The sequence below is a fragment of the Streptomyces sp. NPDC056296 genome (assembly GCF_042268605.1).
Taxonomy (GTDB): domain Bacteria; phylum Actinomycetota; class Actinomycetes; order Streptomycetales; family Streptomycetaceae; genus Streptomyces.
On sequence record NZ_JBHJRX010000002.1, the window covers coordinates 212,167 to 227,091 of the forward strand.

Here is a 14,925-nt window from a genome sequence, read left to right on the forward strand (position 1 = left end):
TTGTCCTCGGGGAAGAGGACGAGGAACAGTGGGAAGAGGGGGCGTACGGATGACCGACACCAGCGTGCGGATCGACGGGAACAGGCTGCTGCTGCCGGGTGGTGCGGCGGTCCGCTTCGTCCGCACCCTGCGACTGCCCGAGACGGGCACCCACCCGCTGCCGCCGGGGCTCGGCGAGTTCCCGGTCCGCCGGGTCGCCGACTACGCCGACACCGTGCCCGAGGCGTGGCGGGCGCGCGGGGGCGTGATGCTGCCGGTGTACCTGCGCGAGGCCATGTGGCTGAGCTTCGCCGGCACGACGGAGCCCGCCGCGCTCCAGGTCGGGGTGGGCAAGGTGTGCGCGGTCTCGGGCAAGCCCTGGAGCGACCGGCTCGCCCGCGACCCGCAGAACTACGTGGTGCTCCCCCGCCAGCCCTGGCTGGACGGCATCAACTCCGGGACGGGCACGGTCCGCCAGTTCGTGGCCGTGCCGCTCGGCATGGGGGCGACCGTCGAGGGCCAGGTCACCGGCGAGGAGGTCTGGGGCGGCGTCCAGTTGCAGGCCTTTTCGCTCAATGACACCGAGCTGGCGCGCTGGCGCGAGGAGGAGCGGCGCCGGACCGAACTGGCGCGCAGGGCGGCCCGGTCGGGCGGAGCCTACGGGGCAGCGATGCCGATGTCCGCCCCGGCCGCTCCGGGCGCCGCCCCGGCCTCCGCGGGCGCGGCCCGGGGGCGGTCCGCGCCCGCGATGGGACTCGGTGTCGGAGGGTCCATGCGGCAGGAGGTCTACCGGGACGACCGGCCGCTGACGGACTGGGCCGAGCGGCCGGCGGGCCGGGTCTTCGTGCATCTGGTGACGCCGCCGGAATGGCGGCGCATCACCGGCGAGGCGCCGCCGCCGTCCCCCGTGGACCGGGCCGCGTACACGCGGGCCGGTCTGCCCTGGTACGACTACTACGACCAGGACGCCCACGACCTCGCGCCGACCGATCCGCTCCAGGACGTCAAGCCCGTCGGGGACTGGATCGGGGACGACCACGAGCCGTGGCAGTCCCCCGCACAGCAGCAGGTCCGGCCGCTCAAGGACGCGCCGGGCGCACCGGTGGAGGACGGGGACTGGTAGTCACGGGGCCGGCGGCGAGGCACGGGTCGCGGGCACGGGGGCGGCTTCACCGGCCGTCGCCGGCGAGGCCGTCCGCGTCACCCGTCGCCGTCGGTGCGCTGCCGCTGCAGGGACCGGGGGCAGGAGGCGGCGCTCGCCTGTGCGAGCAGTACGTGCATCCGCTCGGTGAGCTGCGCGATGTCGTCGGCGGGCGCGTGGAAGGGCAGGCGTACGTCGCCGTGGGCGCGGGCGCGCTCGACGCGCAGCGTCAGTCCGTGCCGGTCGACGGCGAGCGGCCGCACCCGGACCGCGCCGTGCAGGCTGTCGGCGTCGACGAGCCGGGTCAGCCGCTCCACGGCGTCACCGTGGCAGTCGGCGAGATGGGTCAGCAGCCGGGCCTCGGCCAGGGCCAGCGGGTCGGGCCCGGCGGCGGCGAACTCGTCGACACCGACGACCACGGCACCGGACGGCTGCCGCAGCACCACGCGGGTGGGCGTGAACGCCAAGTGGCCGTCCTCCAGGGCGAACCAGCCCGCGAGCCAGAGCCGGGCCCTGATCCGGCCCCGTACCGGGACGGGCGCCACGTCGGCGAATTCCAGCACGGCGGACGGCTCACCCCGGGGCGCGCAGATCGCCGCCGCGAGCAGGGCGCTGTCCTCGGGCACGTGCAGCAGCACCCGGCCGTCGTCGGCCACGGAGTGCGCGCCGACGAACTCCTCGCGGCCGCCCTCCGCGGTCACCGCGCAGGACCATGCGGCGGCGAGTACGGAACGGGCCTGCTCCGCCGTGGCAGGCGCGGCCGTCCAGGTGTGGCTGTCGCCCATCCCCGACCTCCTTCGTCAGTTCATCGAGCACAGATCATCAGGCTCATTAGGTAAGGCTCACCTAACCTATAGGAGATCGGAGTGTGCGCCAACCAGGACGCGTAATCTTCGCGGAACTTTTTCAGTGCACCAGAGGGCGCATTTCAGCGACTTGAGCGCGCGTTTCGAAGTGCAACGGGGGCGCTCACGGCGCGATGACCCCCAGCAGAGCCCGTGCGCACAGGTCGCGCACCTGTTCACGGGTCGGCTCCGGATCCCGCAGCCACTCCAGGCAGACCGCGGTGGTGAACGCCAGCCAGCCGCGCACCGCCAGCCGTACATCGGTCCGCGCCTCGAAGGCCGGGCCGAACTCGGGGTCCGCGGACAGGGCTTCGAGGATCTGCCGCTGCTGTGCCGCGAGGGCCTGCCGATAGACCCGGCGCACCGCCTGGTCCCCGGTCGCGTCGGCACGGTGGAAGGCGCGGTAGCCGTGCGCGTGGGCCCGGACGTACTCCAGGTACGCGTCGAGTCCGGCGGTGAGCTGCTCCCGGACCGGAACGCCGGGCACGGCCGCCGTCATCCGCAGCATGCGCTCGCTCTCGCGCTCGACGACCGCCGCGAAGAAATCCCGTTTGGTCGGGAAGTAGTGGTACAGCAGCCCCCGGGAGACGCCGGCGATCTCGGCGACCTGCTCGATCCACACGTCGTCGTAGGGGCTGTCCGAGAACAGCCGCGCACCCACCGACAGCAACTGCTCCCGTCGCTCGCCGGTGCTGAGCCGGCGGCGTGTGCGCTCGCCCTGGTTCGCGGCCATGTCCGCACCTTACTTGACGTCGGTTCAACAACGGGACGAGACTGAGCCGCGTTATTGAATCCATGTACAACAGGCTTGCCCGGCACCTGCGACACGCCGCTGCGTCAAGGGAGATCGCGTCATGGCGGAGACGACGAACGGAACGGCACCGGACGGACTGCCGAAGGGGTTCCGCAGCGCCGAGCTGGGCTGGCCCGAACTGCATCGAATACCGCGTCCGCCGTACCGGCTCCCCCTGCTGGGGGACGTGGTCGGCGCGAGCAGGCGCACCCCGATGCAGGACTCGCTGCGCTACGCCCGGCAACTGGGGCCGATATTCCGTCGGCGGGCCTTCGGCAAGGAGTTCGTGTTCGTGTGGGGCGCCTCGCTCGCCGCCGACCTCGCCGACGAGGAGCGGTTCGCCAAGCATGTGGGACTCGGCGTGGCCAACCTGCGGCCGGTCGCCGGGGACGGGCTGTTCACGGCGTACAACCACGAGCCCAACTGGCAGCTCGCGCACGACGTCCTGGCGCCCGGGTTCAGCCGCGAGGCCATGGCGGGCTACCACGTGATGATGCTGGACGTGGCCGGACGGCTCACGGACCACTGGGACCGGGCTCAGGCGGCGGGACGGGCGGTGGACGTGCCCGGCGACATGACCAAGCTGACGCTGGAGACGATCGCGCGCACCGGATTCGGGCACGACTTCGGGTCCTTCGAGCGTGCCCGGCTCCATCCCTTCGTGACCGCGATGGTGGGCACACTCACCTACGCGCAGCGTCTCAACACCGTGCCCGCGCCGCTGGCCCCCTGGCTGCTGCGCGGCGCGAGCCGCCGCAACGCCGCCGACATCGGCTACCTCAACCGCACGGTCGACGACCTGGTCCGCGCCCGCAGGGTGGCCGGCGGCGAGGGCGGCGCAGGCGACCTGCTCGACCGGATGCTGGAGACGGCCCATCCCGATACCGGTGAGCGGCTGTCGGCGGAGAACGTCCGCCGCCAGGTCATCACCTTCCTGGTGGCCGGGCACGAAACCACCTCGGGCGCGCTCTCCTTCGCCCTGCACTACCTCGCCCAGCACCCCGACGTCGCGGCCCGGGCCCGCGCCGAGGTGGACCGGGTATGGGGTGACACGGAGGCGCCCGGCTACGAGCAGGTGGCCAAACTGCGCTACGTGCGCCGGGTGCTGGACGAGTCGCTGCGGCTGTGGCCGACCGCGCCCGCCTTCGCGCGGGAGGCCCGCCGGGACACGGTGCTGGGCGGGACGTATCCGATGCGGCGCGGTGCCTGGGCGCTGGTGCTCGCGGGGATGCTGCACCGCGACCCGGAGGTCTGGGGACCGGACGCCGAGCGGTTCGATCCGGACCGTTTCGACGCCAAGGCCGTACGGTCGCGTGCCCCGCACACCTTCAAGCCGTTCGGAACGGGGGCGCGGGCGTGCATCGGGCGGCAGTTCGCGCTGCACGAGGCGACGCTGGTCCTCGGGCTGCTGTTGCGCCGCTACGAGCTGCGGCCCGACCCGGGCTACCGGCTCCGGGTGACCGAGCGGCTGACGCTGATGCCGGAAGGGCTGCGGCTGCGGCTGGACCGGCGGACCGCGGCCGGCCGGCCCGGTGCGGCGCCGGACCGCGCGTCCGTCGCCGAGGACACCGCCTCAGAGCCCCGCTGTCCAGTGCACGGGACGGGTGACTGACCCCGGCAGCCTGGTGCCGGGGCCGCGGTGATCTACGGCTGGGTGAGGAAGAGGGCGCTGCCCGTCAGGTCCGCGTCCGTGAGGTCGGCGTTGCGGCGGTTCTTCTTCTTGCCGCGTGTACCGGCCCGCACGAGTTCGCTGGTGCGCAGCAGCAGGGCGTTGATCCGCCGCCGGTGCGCGGCGCAGGTCGCGTGGACCGGGCGGGCCGCGGGCAGGGTCAGTGCCTCGGTGAGGTACCAGAGCAGTTCGTGCGACTGGCGAACGACCGGGAACACGTCGAAGACGCGGCGGGTCCGCTCCGGTGAGCCGCCCCGGTGAGCGGCGCCGGTCAGGCCTCCAGGTCGGGCAGGTCCAGCCGGGCCAGCCGCTCGGGGTCGGACAGGATGTAGAGGCCGGTGATGAGTCCGTCGACGACGGTGACGTAGGTGACCGACCGCGGACGCCCCTCGGACACGGCGACGGTGCCGACCGCGCCGTTGACCAGGGCGAGACGGGCGAGTCCGGCGAGATGGCGGAAGTGGAACGCGCCGGTGGCGACCGTCCGCGCCCCCCGCACCACCTTCGACGCCGCCACTCCCGAGGCCAGCGCGCCGGCGTCGGCCCGCAGCACCACGTCCGGGTGGAGGACCGCCACCAGGGCCTCGAAGTCGCCGGCGCGGCTGGCGGCCAGGAACGCCTCGACGGCCTGACGCTGCCGGCCGAGATCGGGGTCGGCCGCGGGCGTGGCCTCCCGGGCCCGGCGCCGGGCCCTGCTGGCCAGCTGCCGGGTGGCGGCCGGGCTGCGCTCCACGATCGTCGCGATGTCGTCGAAGGGCACGGAGAACATGTCGTGCAGCACGAACGCCAGCCGCTCGGAGGGCTCCAGGGACTCCAGTACCACCAGCATGGCCAGACCCACCGAGTCGGTGTGCAGGGCCTCCTGCTCCGGATCGCCCTGCGGCAGTGCCCTCAGCACGGGATCCGGGACGAAGGTGTCGAAGCCCTCGGTCATCGGCTCCTCGCGGCGCGCGGTGCGTGAGCGCAGCAGGTCCAGGCAGACCCGGCCGGTCACCGTGGTCAGCCAGGCGCCGAGGTTGTCGATGCCGTCCGCGCCGGTGCGGTCGAGGCGCAGCCACGCCTCCTGCACCGCGTCCTCCGCCTCGGTCAGTGAACCGAGCATGCGGTAGGCCACAGCCTTCAGCTGCCCCCGGTGCTCCTCGAACCGCTCCGCCAGAAGCTGCTGACCCCGCACGTCGCGCTCCCCCTGCTCCCCCTGCTCCCCCGCCATGGCGCTACCGTCCGAAGACTTCGAAGGTCACCGCCGGCTTTCCGCCGAACCGCTCGCCCGCGGCCTCGGCGAACCCGACGAGGAATCCGCGCACGTATGTCTCCGGGTCCTCGTCGGTCAGCACCTCGATGTACGTGCGGTGTTCGAGCAGAGAGCGCACCGCGCGCTCCAGCCCCGGCGTGGCGTCCACGGCGTGCGTGGGCGAGGAGGAACCCGCGACGGCGACCCAGCGCACGCCGTTCCAGGGTTCGAGGCCCTGCTCGGTCAGTTCCGGGAAGATCCAGCGGTTGCCGGCGTCGGACGCCGCGTCGAGCGTGGCACGGCCGACGGCGACATGGTCCGGGGTGTTCCAGGCGACGCCGCCCCAGGTGTCCCGGTGGTTCATGGTGATGACCAGCTCGGGGCGGTACCGGCGGATCGCGGCGGCGATGTCGCGGCGCAGGGCGGTGCCGTACTCGACGACACCGTCCCGGTGGTCGAGGAACTCCACCTCGCTCACCCCGACGACGGCCGCGCTCGCCCGCTGCTCCCGCTCCCGGAGAGGGCCGCACTCGGCGGGCGCGAGTGTGTCGATGCCCGCCTCGCCCCGGGTCGCGAGGACGTAGGCGACCTCACGGCCCTCGTCGGTCCAGGCCGCGATCGCCGCCGAGCAGCCGTACTCCAGGTCGTCCGGGTGGGCGACGACGGCCAGGGCGCGCCGCCAGTCGCCGGGCATGGGCTCCAGTCGCGTGATCGTCGGCTCCGTCATGCCCGCACACTAACCCGTGCCGCCGACATCCCACCCGGAATTCGAACGCGTCGCCGTTCAGGCCTCGTCGCGGGCGAGGGCGAGCAGCCGGTCCAGGACGCGGGGGCCGCCGGCCCGTACGCCGTCGTGCTCGAACTCGTCGGTGACCCAGGTGCGCAGGCCGCGGATCGCGCGGGCGGTGGTCAGCGCGTGGCCGGTGTCGACGTACATGTCGTCGTGGTACACGGCGGCGGCGGCCGGCACCTCGTTGGCGGCGAGGCGGGCCGGGTCGTACAGGGGCGTCCAGTCGGTGCGGGCGGCGAGCAGTTCGGCGGTCTCGCGCAGCGGGCGCAGAGCCGGGTCGCAGTCGAACATCCAGGGGTGGACCGACTCGCCGGTGAACAGCAGCGGTTCGTCGCCGGCGAGCGCCTTGGCGGCGTCGAAGCGCGGGAACTCGGCGCGGACGCGCTCGGCCGACCAGTCGGTGGGGCGCGCGTCCTGGCCGTAGATGGCCTCGTGGACGAGGGCGTACAGCGGGTGGCCGGCGTACGACAGCAGGCCCTGCACCTGCTCCTGGAACGCGTCGGACAACTCGTGTCCGCGCGGGGTGCGGACGAAGGCGTCCTCCAGGAGGAAGTGCAGGCGGTGGCTGCCCTCGCCGCCGCCGAGGAGGATGCCGAGGGACTGGAAGGCCTCCACGGTGAGCCGGTAGCCGTTCGGCAGGACCACGTCGTGGGTGAGCAGATGGTCGGCGATGCGGCGGGCGCGCTCGACGTCCTGCGGGTAGCGGGCGTAGTGCGCGACGACCTTGCGCTCGATGCGGGGGTAGGCGGCCCGGTAGACGTCGTCCGCGTGGGCGTCGAGGGAGGGCAGGCCGCCGGTGATCAGGGCGGTGCTCAGTCCTTCGGGGGCCAGCGACAGGTAGGCGACGGTGCAGAAGCCTCCGAAGCTCTGGCCGAGGACGGTCCAGGGGGCGCCGCCGGTGACCTCGGGGCGGATGGCCTCGCAGTCGCGGACGATGGCGTCGGCGCGGAAGTGGGTGAGGTGGTCGGCCTGCTCGGCCGGGCCGCCGCGCAGCGGGAGCGTCTGGCGGTTGGCGGGCGTGGAGGCACCGGTGCCGCGCTGGTCCAGGAGCAGCACCCGGTAGTCCTTCAGGGCGCGGCCGAGCCAGGCGGGACGGCCGATGAAACGGTTCGCCCCGAAGCCGGGGCCGCCCTGGAGATAGACCAGCCACGGCAGGTTCTGGCCCGTCCTGTCGCTCGCGACGGCCTCGCGGGCGTACAGCTCGATCGTCTCCCCGGAGGGGTTCGCGTGGTCGAGGGGCACGGTGAAGCGGCGGTCGGTGAGGACGACGCCGGGCTGACGGTAGCTGACGCTCAACGGGGCTCCCGGAACGGATGGACCATACGGACGGATCTTTCGACCGTGTCCCAGTTCAGCACATGATTCTGCGGCCCGAGACCCCCGGGAGGGGAAATTCGTGCTGAACGACGGGTCAGCGGGCGGCGAGGCTGGAACGCCGCACCACCAGTTCGGGCTGGAGCACGACCCGCCGGTGCGTGTGGGCCCGGTCCGCGCCCTGCGACTCGGTCTCCTCCAGCAGCAGTTCGGCGGCCATGGCGCCCATGGTGACGGCCGGCTGGCGCACGGAGGTGAGCGGGACGGCCGCGGCGGCGGCGAACTCGATGTCGTCGTAGCCGACGATCGCGAGGTCGTCGGGGACGCCGACCCCGGCGGCGTACACGGCCTGCAGGACTCCGAGGGCGAGCAGGTCGTTGGCGCAGAAGACGGCGGTCGGCCGGTCGGAGAGGCCGAGGAGGCGGGCGCCGGCGTCCCGGCCCGCGGCGACGTCTAGCCGCTCGGTGGGCAGTTCGCGCAGGGCGCCGGGAGCGAGTCCGGCCTCGGCGAGCGCGTGCAGGGCGCCGGTGCGGCGGTCGCGCACCTGGTTGAGGCCGGGCGGGCCGCTGACGTAGGCGATGGAGCGGTGCCCGGCGTCCACGAGGTGACGTACCGCCAGGGCGCCGCCCGCGACGTCGTCGACGGAGACGGAGCACTCGGTGGTGCCCTCGGCGACCCGGTCGACCAGTACGAAGGGGATGTTGTGCCGCCGGAATCCCTCGATGTTGCGGCCGGTGGCGTCGGCCGGGGTGAGCAGCACACCGCGGACCCGCTGCTCGGCGAAGAGCGAGAGGTACTCGGCCTCCTCCCCCGCGTTCTGGGCGCTGTTGCAGACCATCACGCCGAGCCCGGCGTCGCGCGCGGCCCGCTCGGCGCCGCGCGCGACGTCGACGAAGAAGGGGTTGCCCATGTCCAGCACGAGCAGCCCCATAATGCGGCTGCGGCCCGCGCGAAGCTGGCGCGCGGACTCGCTGCGGACGTAGCCGAGCCGGTCGATCTCGGCCTGCACGCGCGCGCGGGTCTCGGTCGCGACCGTGTCGGGGCGGTTGATGACGTTGGAGACCGTGCCCACGGATACTCCGGCGGCGCGGGCGACGTCCTTGATACCCACCGAATGGGCCATCGGGCAGGGACCTCCAGGGTCGGGCTGGGCAACGCACCGGGACGTGGGCGGCCGGAAGACCTTCACACATTACCCGCGCCGACGGGGTCTCCCCCGGCCACGGTATGCCGACTACCCTGCGTCTCATCCAATGATCACGAGGTTCGAGCCGGCCGATCACAAGGAGCCGCGATGCGTGTCGCCCTCTTCCTGACCTGCGTCAACGACACGCTGTATCCGGACACCGGCCGTGCCGTGGTGAGACTGCTGACCAGACTGGGCGTCGAGGTCGACTTCCCGATGGCCCAGACCTGCTGCGGACAGGCGCACTACAACACCGGGTACCGGCACGAGGCGGAGCCGCTGGCCCGGCACTTCTCGGACGTCTTCGAGGACTACGAGGCGATCGTGACGCCGTCGGGTTCCTGCGGGGCGATGGTGCGGGAGCTGTATCCGCGGATGGGTGAGCGGGCGCGGGCGGAGGGGCGCGGGGACACGCTCGCGGCCACCCTGGCGCCGGTGGTGCCGAAGACGTACGAGCTGACGGAGTTCCTGGTGGACGTCCTGGGGGTCACGGACGTGGGGGCGTACTACCCGCACACGGTGACGTACCACCCGACCTGCCACGGGCTGCGGAGCCTCGGCCTCGGCGACCGGCCCCGACGGCTGCTGGAAGCGGTGAAGGGGCTGGAGCTGGTTGAGCTGCCCGGCGCCGAGGAGTGCTGCGGCTTCGGCGGCACCTTCGCCATGAAGAACTCCGACGTGTCGGCGGCGATGGGCGCGGACAAGGTGCGCAACGCCGAGTCCACCGGCGCCGAGGTGCTGTGCGCGGCCGACAACTCCTGCCTGATGCACATCGGCGGGACCATGACGCGGCTGCGGACGGGCATGCGGCCGGTGCACATCGCGGAGATCCTGGCGGGTACGGAGGAGGCGGTGACCGTATGAGCGGGACGTTCGTGGGGATGCCGGCCTTTCCGGAGGCCGCGCGCACGGCCGTGCGCGATCCGACGCTGCGCGGCAATCTGCGCCACGCCACCCACACCATCCGCGACAAGCGGGCCCGCGCGGTCGCGGAGCTGGACGACTGGGCGGCGCTGCGCGAGGCCGGCAAGCAGATCAAGGACCACACGCTGCGTCATCTCGACACCTACCTGGTGCGGGTGGAGGAGGCGGTCACGGCGGCCGGCGGAACCGTGCACTGGGCCGCCGACGCCGAGGAGGCCAACCGGATCGTCGCGGACCTGGTGAAGGCGACCGGGGAGTCCGAGGTCGTCAAGGTCAAGTCGATGGCGACGCAGGAGATCGGTCTCAACGAGGCGCTGGAGGCGGAGGGCATCCGCGCCTACGAGACCGATCTCGCCGAGCTGATCGTGCAGTTGGGCAAGGACCGGCCCTCGCACATCCTGGTACCGGCGATCCACCGCAACCGCGGCGAGATCCGGGACATCTTCCGCTCCGAGATGGGCGAGTGGGGCCGCCCGGCACCCGAGGGCCTCACCGACACGCCCGCCGAACTGGCCGAGGCGGCCCGCCTCCACCTGCGGGAGAAGTTCCTGCGTGCCAAGGTCGGCATCTCCGGCGCCAACTTCATGGTCGCCGAGACCGGCACGCTCGTGGTCGTGGAGTCCGAGGGCAACGGCCGCATGTGCCTGACCCTGCCCGAGACCCTGATCTCCGTCGTCGGCATCGAGAAGATCGTGCCGACCTGGCAGGACCTGGAGGTCTTCCTGCAGACCCTCCCCCGCTCCTCGACGGCCGAGCGCATGAACCCGTACACGTCCATGTGGACGGGCACCAGGGACGGCCGGGCCGGGGAAGGGGACGGCCCGCAGGTCTTCCACCTGGTCCTGCTGGACAACGGCCGCACCGACACCCTCGCCGACGAGGTCGGCCGCCAGGCACTGCGCTGCATCCGCTGCTCGGCGTGCCTGAACGTCTGCCCGGTCTACGAGCGGGCCGGCGGCCACGCCTACGGCTCGGTGTACCCGGGTCCGATCGGCGCCATCCTCAGCCCTCAACTCAGGGGCACGGGCAGTGAGATCGACGCCTCCCTGCCGTACGCGTCCTCGCTGTGCGGTGCCTGCTACGAGGTGTGCCCGGTCGCCATCGACATCCCCGAAGTCCTGGTGCACCTGCGGGAGCGGGTGGTCCAGGGCGGGCCCGCCGTCCGGCAGGGCAACAAGGTCGTCCTGAAACCGGCGAAGGGGCATGCCGCCGAGCGGGCGGCGATGCGGGCGGCGCAGTGGGCGTTCACCCACCCCGGCGCGCTGCGGACGGGCCAGCGGCTGGCGTCGCGCACCCGCCGCCTCCATCCGCGCACCCTTCCGGGACCGGGCCGCGCGTGGAGCGGCAGCCGGGACCTTCCGGAGGTGCCCGCGGAGCCGTTCCGGGACTGGTGGCAGCGCACGCACGGTGGAAAGGACGGGGCGGAATGAGCAGCAGAGAGCGCATCCTGGGACGCGTGCGACGTGCCGTCGCGGACGTGCCGCGTGACGACGTGCCGTACGAGCGGGCCGTCGCACGGGACTATCTTCGCGAGCACGGGCGGCGGACCGTCGCGGAGACGGTGGAGCTGCTCGCCGAGAACCTGGCGGACTACCGGGCGATCGTGCACCGGTGCGCGGACGGGCAGTTGCCCGACCTGCTGATGCGGCTCCTGGCCGCTCACGGCTCGCGGAGCGTGGTGGTGCCGCCGGGGTTGCCGCCCGGCTGGCTGGCGGCCGTCGACGCGACCCGGGTCCACGACCGCGCGGCGAGCACTGCGCACGAACTCGACCGGGTCGACAGCGTGGTCACGGGCTGCGCCGTCGCCGTCGCCGAGACCGGCACGATCGTCCTGGACGGCTCCGCCGACCAGGGCCGCCGCCGGATCACCCTCGTCCCCGACCACCACGTCTGCGTCGTACGGGTGCCGGACCAGGTGGTCTCGTCCGTCCCCCAGGCCCTCGAACGGCTCGATCCGTCGCGCCCGTCGACCTGGATCTCCGGTCCCTCCGCGACGAGTGACATCGAACTGGACCGGGTCGAGGGGGTGCACGGTCCGCGCACCCTGGAGGTGGTGCTGGTGGAGGGCTGAGCGAAGCGGTCAGTCGGCGTCTTCCAGGACCACCGAGTCGAGAGTGCCCTCCACGATCCGGTGCCGGGGCAGCGCGAGCCCGAAGACCTGCCCGAGGATGTCGAGCGCGGTGTGCCGCACGAGCCGACGGTCGGCGTCCTCGTCGGGAAGTCCGGCGGCCGTCAGCAGCGGTTCGACGCGGCGCGCCCACTCGGGATCCCCGTCGACACCGTCGTAGCCCCATGAGCGGTCCAGGTGCAGGTTGAAGCCGCATGCGAGCTCCCCGTCGTGGAAGTACGCGAAGTGCGGCGGCACGGGCTTGCCGTTCTCCTCCTCGTACTCCAGGTGGAAGACGTGGGCTCCGCCGTGTGAGACCGCCGCCTGGTGCACCATCTCGCCCATCCAGCCGCCGTAGCAGACCACGAACGACCAGTCGCCGTCCCGTCCGTAGCGCAGGGCGAGCCCGTCCCAGACGTCGCCGTAGAGGTCGTCCAGCAGGTCGTTGACCTGGCGGCCGGTCAGCTCGCCGATGTGGCGCGCCGTGTACGTCGTGTCGAAGGCGCTCCCGGCGATCCGCGACACCAGTTCCTCGGGGGCCAGTTCGCGGGACACGTGCACGCTGTGGCCGCTGAAATCGACGCACCTGGATTCGGCGAGCCACGTTATTCCGTCGGTCATGGCGATCATCGTGACGCATGCCGGGGCGGGGTGTCACTGAGTACACCCCCCGATACGGGTTCTGCGCCCAGTGTGGCCCGCCCTCGGTCTCCGTAGCGTCTTCGACGAGGCACCGCACAGGGCGTGCCGCACGGAAGGTGATGACGATGTTTCGCACCGGCGCACGAGGCGACCACGACCCGGGCCCCGCCCCCGAGGCGCTCCGCCTCGTCAAGGTGACCAGGACCTACGGCACCGCGGAGAACGCCGTGACCGCGCTGGACGGGGTGACGCTGAGCCTGGGACGTGGCACGTTCACCGCGGTGATGGGGCCGTCGGGCTCGGGCAAGTCCACGCTGTTGCAGTGCGCGGCGGGTCTGGACCGGCCGGACAGCGGCATCGTGTGCGTGGACGGCACCGAGCTGACAGGGGGCAGCGAGGCGGAGCTGACGAAGTTCCGGCGGGGCCGGGTCGGGTTCGTGTTCCAGCAGTACAACCTGCTGGAGACGCTGACGGTGGCGCAGAACACGGTGCTGCCGCTCAAGCTCGCCGGGCGCCGAGTCGACCGGAAGCGGGCCCGGGAGATCCTCACCGGCGTCGGGCTCGGGGACCGGCTCGGGCACCGTCCCGACCAGCTCTCCGGCGGTCAGCGGCAGCGGGTGGCGATCGCCCGTGCCCTGGTGACCGAGCCCCGGGTGATCTTCGCGGACGAGCCGACGGGCGCGCTGGACACACGCAGCGCACGGCAGGTGATGCTGCTGTTGCAGGATGCGGTACGGGTGCACGGTCGGACCGTGGTGATGGTGACGCACGACCCGGTGGCCGCCTCCTACGCCGACTCGGTCGTCTTCCTCGCCGACGGCCGACTCGCGGGGCGGATGGACGCTCCGACACCGGACGCGGTCGCGGAGCGGCTGGCGCACCTCGGTGACGACGTGCCGGCGGGGGTGTGAGCGATGTTCGTACTGGCCCTGCGGTCGATCCGGCAACGCCCCGGACGGTTTCTCGCGACGCTGTTGTCCGCCTTCCTGGGCGCGGCGATCATCATGGTGTTCAACTCGATGCACGACACGGCCGGACAGGACGGCGTGGATCCGGTCAGCTCGGAGACGCTGGGCACGGCGGCGGGGGTCGTGGGCGGCTACGGGACCCTGCTGGTGTTCTTCGCCGTGGCCTCGACGCTGACGGTCAACGTGCGTCAGCGGGCCGCCGAGTTGGAGCTGTTGCGCTGCTCGGGGGCGACCCCCGCCCAGGTCAAGCGGATGGTCGTGGGTGAGGCGGTGGCCGTGGCACTGGTGGGCGCGGCGCTGGCGATCGGTCCGGCGATGCTCGGTGGCCGGGCGCTGCTGGGGATGTTCCAGGACGGCGGCCAGGTGGCGCGGTCCGTCGAGTACTCCTTCGGTCCGATCGCGCTGCTGAGCGGCGTGGACATCACACTGATCGCGTCGGCGGGCGCCGCGTTCCTGGCGGTGCGGCGGGTGACGCGGGACAGCAGGGAGCGGGCGGGGGCCCGGCGGTTTTTGACGTACGCCGCGCTGGTCACCGGTGCCGCGGGCGCCTGCTCCACCTTCCTGTTGTCCGAGACGGACGAGGTGCTGATGGCGCCGCCGGCCTACGGGGCGATCCTGCTGTCGATCGGCTTCGCGCTGCTGTCGCCGCGGCTGCTGAGGGGCGTACTGGACCGGCTGCCGCTGAGCGGCGCGAGCGGCTGGCTGGCCGTGCGCAATCTGCGGGAGCGGGCCGGTCACCTCGCCGGGATCCTGATGTCGCTGATCCTGTTCACGGCGGTGTCGACCGCGACGGTCACCATGCAGGCGGTGGAGAGCGACGCCGTGAAGGACTCCGGTCTGGTCAAGTCGGTCGACGCCAAGAACCTGGAGACGCTCAACCTCACGGTGGTCGGCATCATCGCGGTGTTCGTCTGCGTGATGCTGGTCAACTCGCTGTACGCGGCGACGACGTACCGCTCACGGGAGTTCGGGCAGCAGCGGCTGGCGGGGGCGACTCCGGGGCAGGTACTGGGCATGGTCGGCGCCGAGGGCGTGATCCTGACGCTCACCGGGGTGTTCTTCGGGACGGTGGCCGCGCTGGCCGGGGTGGTGCCGTTCACGGTCGTGCGTACCGACGCGGTGCTGCCGGACCAGTTCCTCGGGGTCTGGCTCGCGATGGTGTCGGTGTCGGCGACGGTGACGCTGGGGACCAGCCTGGTGACGGCCCGGCGGGTGCTGCGTACGCCGGCGGTCGGGGCGGTGACGCTGGCCGCGTGAGCCGCGAGGAGCGGGGGGAGGGGGGGGGGGTGGGGGGGGGAGAACACCTCCCCCCTCTCTCCCCCCCCCCTATTTCTTC

General features: G+C 72.7%; 14 protein-coding genes and 1 pseudogene. 7 read left to right on the forward strand and 8 right to left on the reverse strand.

Annotated elements, in window-relative coordinates; all coding sequences use genetic code 11:
- Nucleotides 1-49: 49 nt before the first annotated feature.
- Nucleotides 50-1,102 (forward strand): hypothetical protein, encoded by a 1,053-nt coding sequence (locus ACFCZF_RS02630; protein WP_376670072.1) that lies wholly within the window; start codon nucleotides 50-52, stop codon nucleotides 1,100-1,102.
- A gap of 77 nt (nucleotides 1,103-1,179) precedes the next feature.
- On the opposite strand, the gene ACFCZF_RS02635 is transcribed toward ACFCZF_RS02630, so the two are convergent.
- The gene (locus tag ACFCZF_RS02635; RefSeq protein WP_376670073.1) at nucleotides 1,180-1,905 is read right to left on the reverse strand and encodes a DUF2470 domain-containing protein; all 726 of its coding nucleotides are present in this window, start codon (nucleotides 1,903-1,905) and stop codon (nucleotides 1,180-1,182) included.
- A 184-nt stretch (nucleotides 1,906-2,089) separates the two neighbouring features.
- On the reverse strand, nucleotides 2,090-2,698 hold the full coding sequence (locus ACFCZF_RS02640; RefSeq protein ID WP_376670074.1) for a TetR/AcrR family transcriptional regulator: 609 nt from the start codon (nucleotides 2,696-2,698) through the stop codon (nucleotides 2,090-2,092).
- Between the two features lie 121 nt (nucleotides 2,699-2,819).
- On the opposite strand from ACFCZF_RS02640, the gene ACFCZF_RS02645 reads away from it, so the two are divergent.
- The gene (locus tag ACFCZF_RS02645; protein ID WP_376670075.1) at nucleotides 2,820-4,370 is read left to right on the forward strand and encodes a cytochrome P450; all 1,551 of its coding nucleotides are present in this window, start codon (nucleotides 2,820-2,822) and stop codon (nucleotides 4,368-4,370) included.
- On the opposite strand, the pseudogene ACFCZF_RS02650 reads toward ACFCZF_RS02645, so the two are convergent.
- The 5 genes and pseudogenes from ACFCZF_RS02650 to ACFCZF_RS02670 all read right to left on the reverse strand — a co-directional run.
- Nucleotides 4,332-4,696 (reverse strand): annotated as a pseudogene (locus tag ACFCZF_RS02650) (pentapeptide repeat-containing protein); the annotation flags it as partial. The gene ACFCZF_RS02645 and the pseudogene ACFCZF_RS02650 sit on opposite strands and share 39 nt — an antisense overlap.
- Before the next feature lie 2 nt (nucleotides 4,697-4,698).
- A complete protein-coding gene (locus ACFCZF_RS02655) occupies nucleotides 4,699-5,637 on the reverse strand; it encodes a sigma-70 family RNA polymerase sigma factor (protein WP_376670076.1) in 939 nt (312 codons plus the stop codon).
- A gap of 4 nt (nucleotides 5,638-5,641) precedes the next feature.
- Nucleotides 5,642-6,385, reverse strand: a complete 744-nt coding sequence (locus ACFCZF_RS02660; protein WP_376670077.1) for a PIG-L deacetylase family protein — start codon at nucleotides 6,383-6,385, stop codon at nucleotides 5,642-5,644.
- Between the two features lie 57 nt (nucleotides 6,386-6,442).
- Nucleotides 6,443-7,744: an alpha/beta fold hydrolase gene (locus ACFCZF_RS02665; RefSeq protein WP_376670078.1), complete on the reverse strand. Its 1,302-nt coding sequence runs from the start codon at nucleotides 7,742-7,744 to the stop codon at nucleotides 6,443-6,445.
- 115 nt (nucleotides 7,745-7,859) lie between these two features.
- Nucleotides 7,860-8,885, reverse strand: a complete 1,026-nt coding sequence (locus ACFCZF_RS02670; RefSeq protein WP_376670079.1) for a LacI family DNA-binding transcriptional regulator — start codon at nucleotides 8,883-8,885, stop codon at nucleotides 7,860-7,862.
- 171 nt (nucleotides 8,886-9,056) lie between these two features.
- Here ACFCZF_RS02670 and ACFCZF_RS02675 point away from each other — a divergent pair, with 171 nt between their 5' ends.
- The 3 genes from ACFCZF_RS02675 to ACFCZF_RS02685 are packed head-to-tail and all read left to right on the forward strand — an operon-like array spanning nucleotide 9,057 to nucleotide 11,943.
- Nucleotides 9,057-9,812 (forward strand): (Fe-S)-binding protein, encoded by a 756-nt coding sequence (locus tag ACFCZF_RS02675; RefSeq protein WP_375925339.1) that lies wholly within the window; start codon nucleotides 9,057-9,059, stop codon nucleotides 9,810-9,812.
- On the forward strand, nucleotides 9,809-11,302 hold the full coding sequence (locus tag ACFCZF_RS02680; RefSeq protein WP_375925338.1) for a LutB/LldF family L-lactate oxidation iron-sulfur protein: 1,494 nt from the start codon (nucleotides 9,809-9,811) through the stop codon (nucleotides 11,300-11,302). Before ACFCZF_RS02675 ends, ACFCZF_RS02680 begins: the two co-directional genes overlap by 4 nt.
- Complete coding sequence (locus tag ACFCZF_RS02685; protein ID WP_376670080.1) at nucleotides 11,299-11,943, forward strand: lactate utilization protein C; 645 nt, start codon at nucleotides 11,299-11,301, stop codon at nucleotides 11,941-11,943. The genes ACFCZF_RS02680 and ACFCZF_RS02685 overlap by 4 nt, the downstream gene beginning before the upstream one ends.
- Nucleotides 11,944-11,952: 9 nt before the next feature.
- Here ACFCZF_RS02685 and ACFCZF_RS02690 read toward each other — a convergent pair whose 3' ends face one another.
- Nucleotides 11,953-12,600 carry a DUF6461 domain-containing protein gene (locus tag ACFCZF_RS02690; protein WP_376670081.1) on the reverse strand — a complete coding sequence of 216 codons (648 nt, stop codon included), beginning with the start codon at nucleotides 12,598-12,600 and terminating at the stop codon, nucleotides 11,953-11,955.
- Nucleotides 12,601-12,746: 146 nt separating this feature from the next.
- Between ACFCZF_RS02690 and ACFCZF_RS02695 the strand changes: the two genes are divergently transcribed.
- Nucleotides 12,747-13,532, forward strand: coding sequence for an ABC transporter ATP-binding protein (locus ACFCZF_RS02695; RefSeq protein ID WP_376670082.1), 786 nt, complete (start codon nucleotides 12,747-12,749; stop codon nucleotides 13,530-13,532).
- 3 nt (nucleotides 13,533-13,535) lie between these two features.
- A complete protein-coding gene (locus ACFCZF_RS02700) occupies nucleotides 13,536-14,846 on the forward strand; it encodes an FtsX-like permease family protein (protein ID WP_376670083.1) in 1,311 nt (436 codons plus the stop codon).
- The last annotated feature ends 79 nt before the right edge of the window (nucleotides 14,847-14,925 follow it).

Excerpts from the sequence above, each read along its gene's own strand:
- ACFCZF_RS02630 (WP_376670072.1), top strand. The coding sequence starts at position 50 with ATGACCGACACCAGCGTGCGGATCGACGGGAACAGGCTGCTGCTGCCG.
- ACFCZF_RS02635 (WP_376670073.1), bottom strand. The coding sequence starts at position 1,905 with ATGGGCGACAGCCACACCTGGACGGCCGCGCCTGCCACGGCGGAGCAG.
- ACFCZF_RS02640 (WP_376670074.1), bottom strand. The coding sequence starts at position 2,698 with ATGGCCGCGAACCAGGGCGAGCGCACACGCCGCCGGCTCAGCACCGGC.
- ACFCZF_RS02645 (WP_376670075.1), top strand. The coding sequence starts at position 2,820 with ATGGCGGAGACGACGAACGGAACGGCACCGGACGGACTGCCGAAGGGG.
- ACFCZF_RS02655 (WP_376670076.1), bottom strand. The coding sequence starts at position 5,637 with ATGGCGGGGGAGCAGGGGGAGCAGGGGGAGCGCGACGTGCGGGGTCAG.
- ACFCZF_RS02660 (WP_376670077.1), bottom strand. The coding sequence starts at position 6,385 with ATGACGGAGCCGACGATCACGCGACTGGAGCCCATGCCCGGCGACTGG.
- ACFCZF_RS02670 (WP_376670079.1), bottom strand. The coding sequence starts at position 8,885 with ATGGCCCATTCGGTGGGTATCAAGGACGTCGCCCGCGCCGCCGGAGTA.
- ACFCZF_RS02675 (WP_375925339.1), top strand. The coding sequence starts at position 9,057 with ATGCGTGTCGCCCTCTTCCTGACCTGCGTCAACGACACGCTGTATCCG.
- ACFCZF_RS02680 (WP_375925338.1), top strand. The coding sequence starts at position 9,809 with ATGAGCGGGACGTTCGTGGGGATGCCGGCCTTTCCGGAGGCCGCGCGC.
- ACFCZF_RS02685 (WP_376670080.1), top strand. The coding sequence starts at position 11,299 with ATGAGCAGCAGAGAGCGCATCCTGGGACGCGTGCGACGTGCCGTCGCG.
- ACFCZF_RS02690 (WP_376670081.1), bottom strand. The coding sequence starts at position 12,600 with ATGACCGACGGAATAACGTGGCTCGCCGAATCCAGGTGCGTCGATTTC.
- ACFCZF_RS02695 (WP_376670082.1), top strand. The coding sequence starts at position 12,747 with ATGTTTCGCACCGGCGCACGAGGCGACCACGACCCGGGCCCCGCCCCC.
- ACFCZF_RS02700 (WP_376670083.1), top strand. The coding sequence starts at position 13,536 with ATGTTCGTACTGGCCCTGCGGTCGATCCGGCAACGCCCCGGACGGTTT.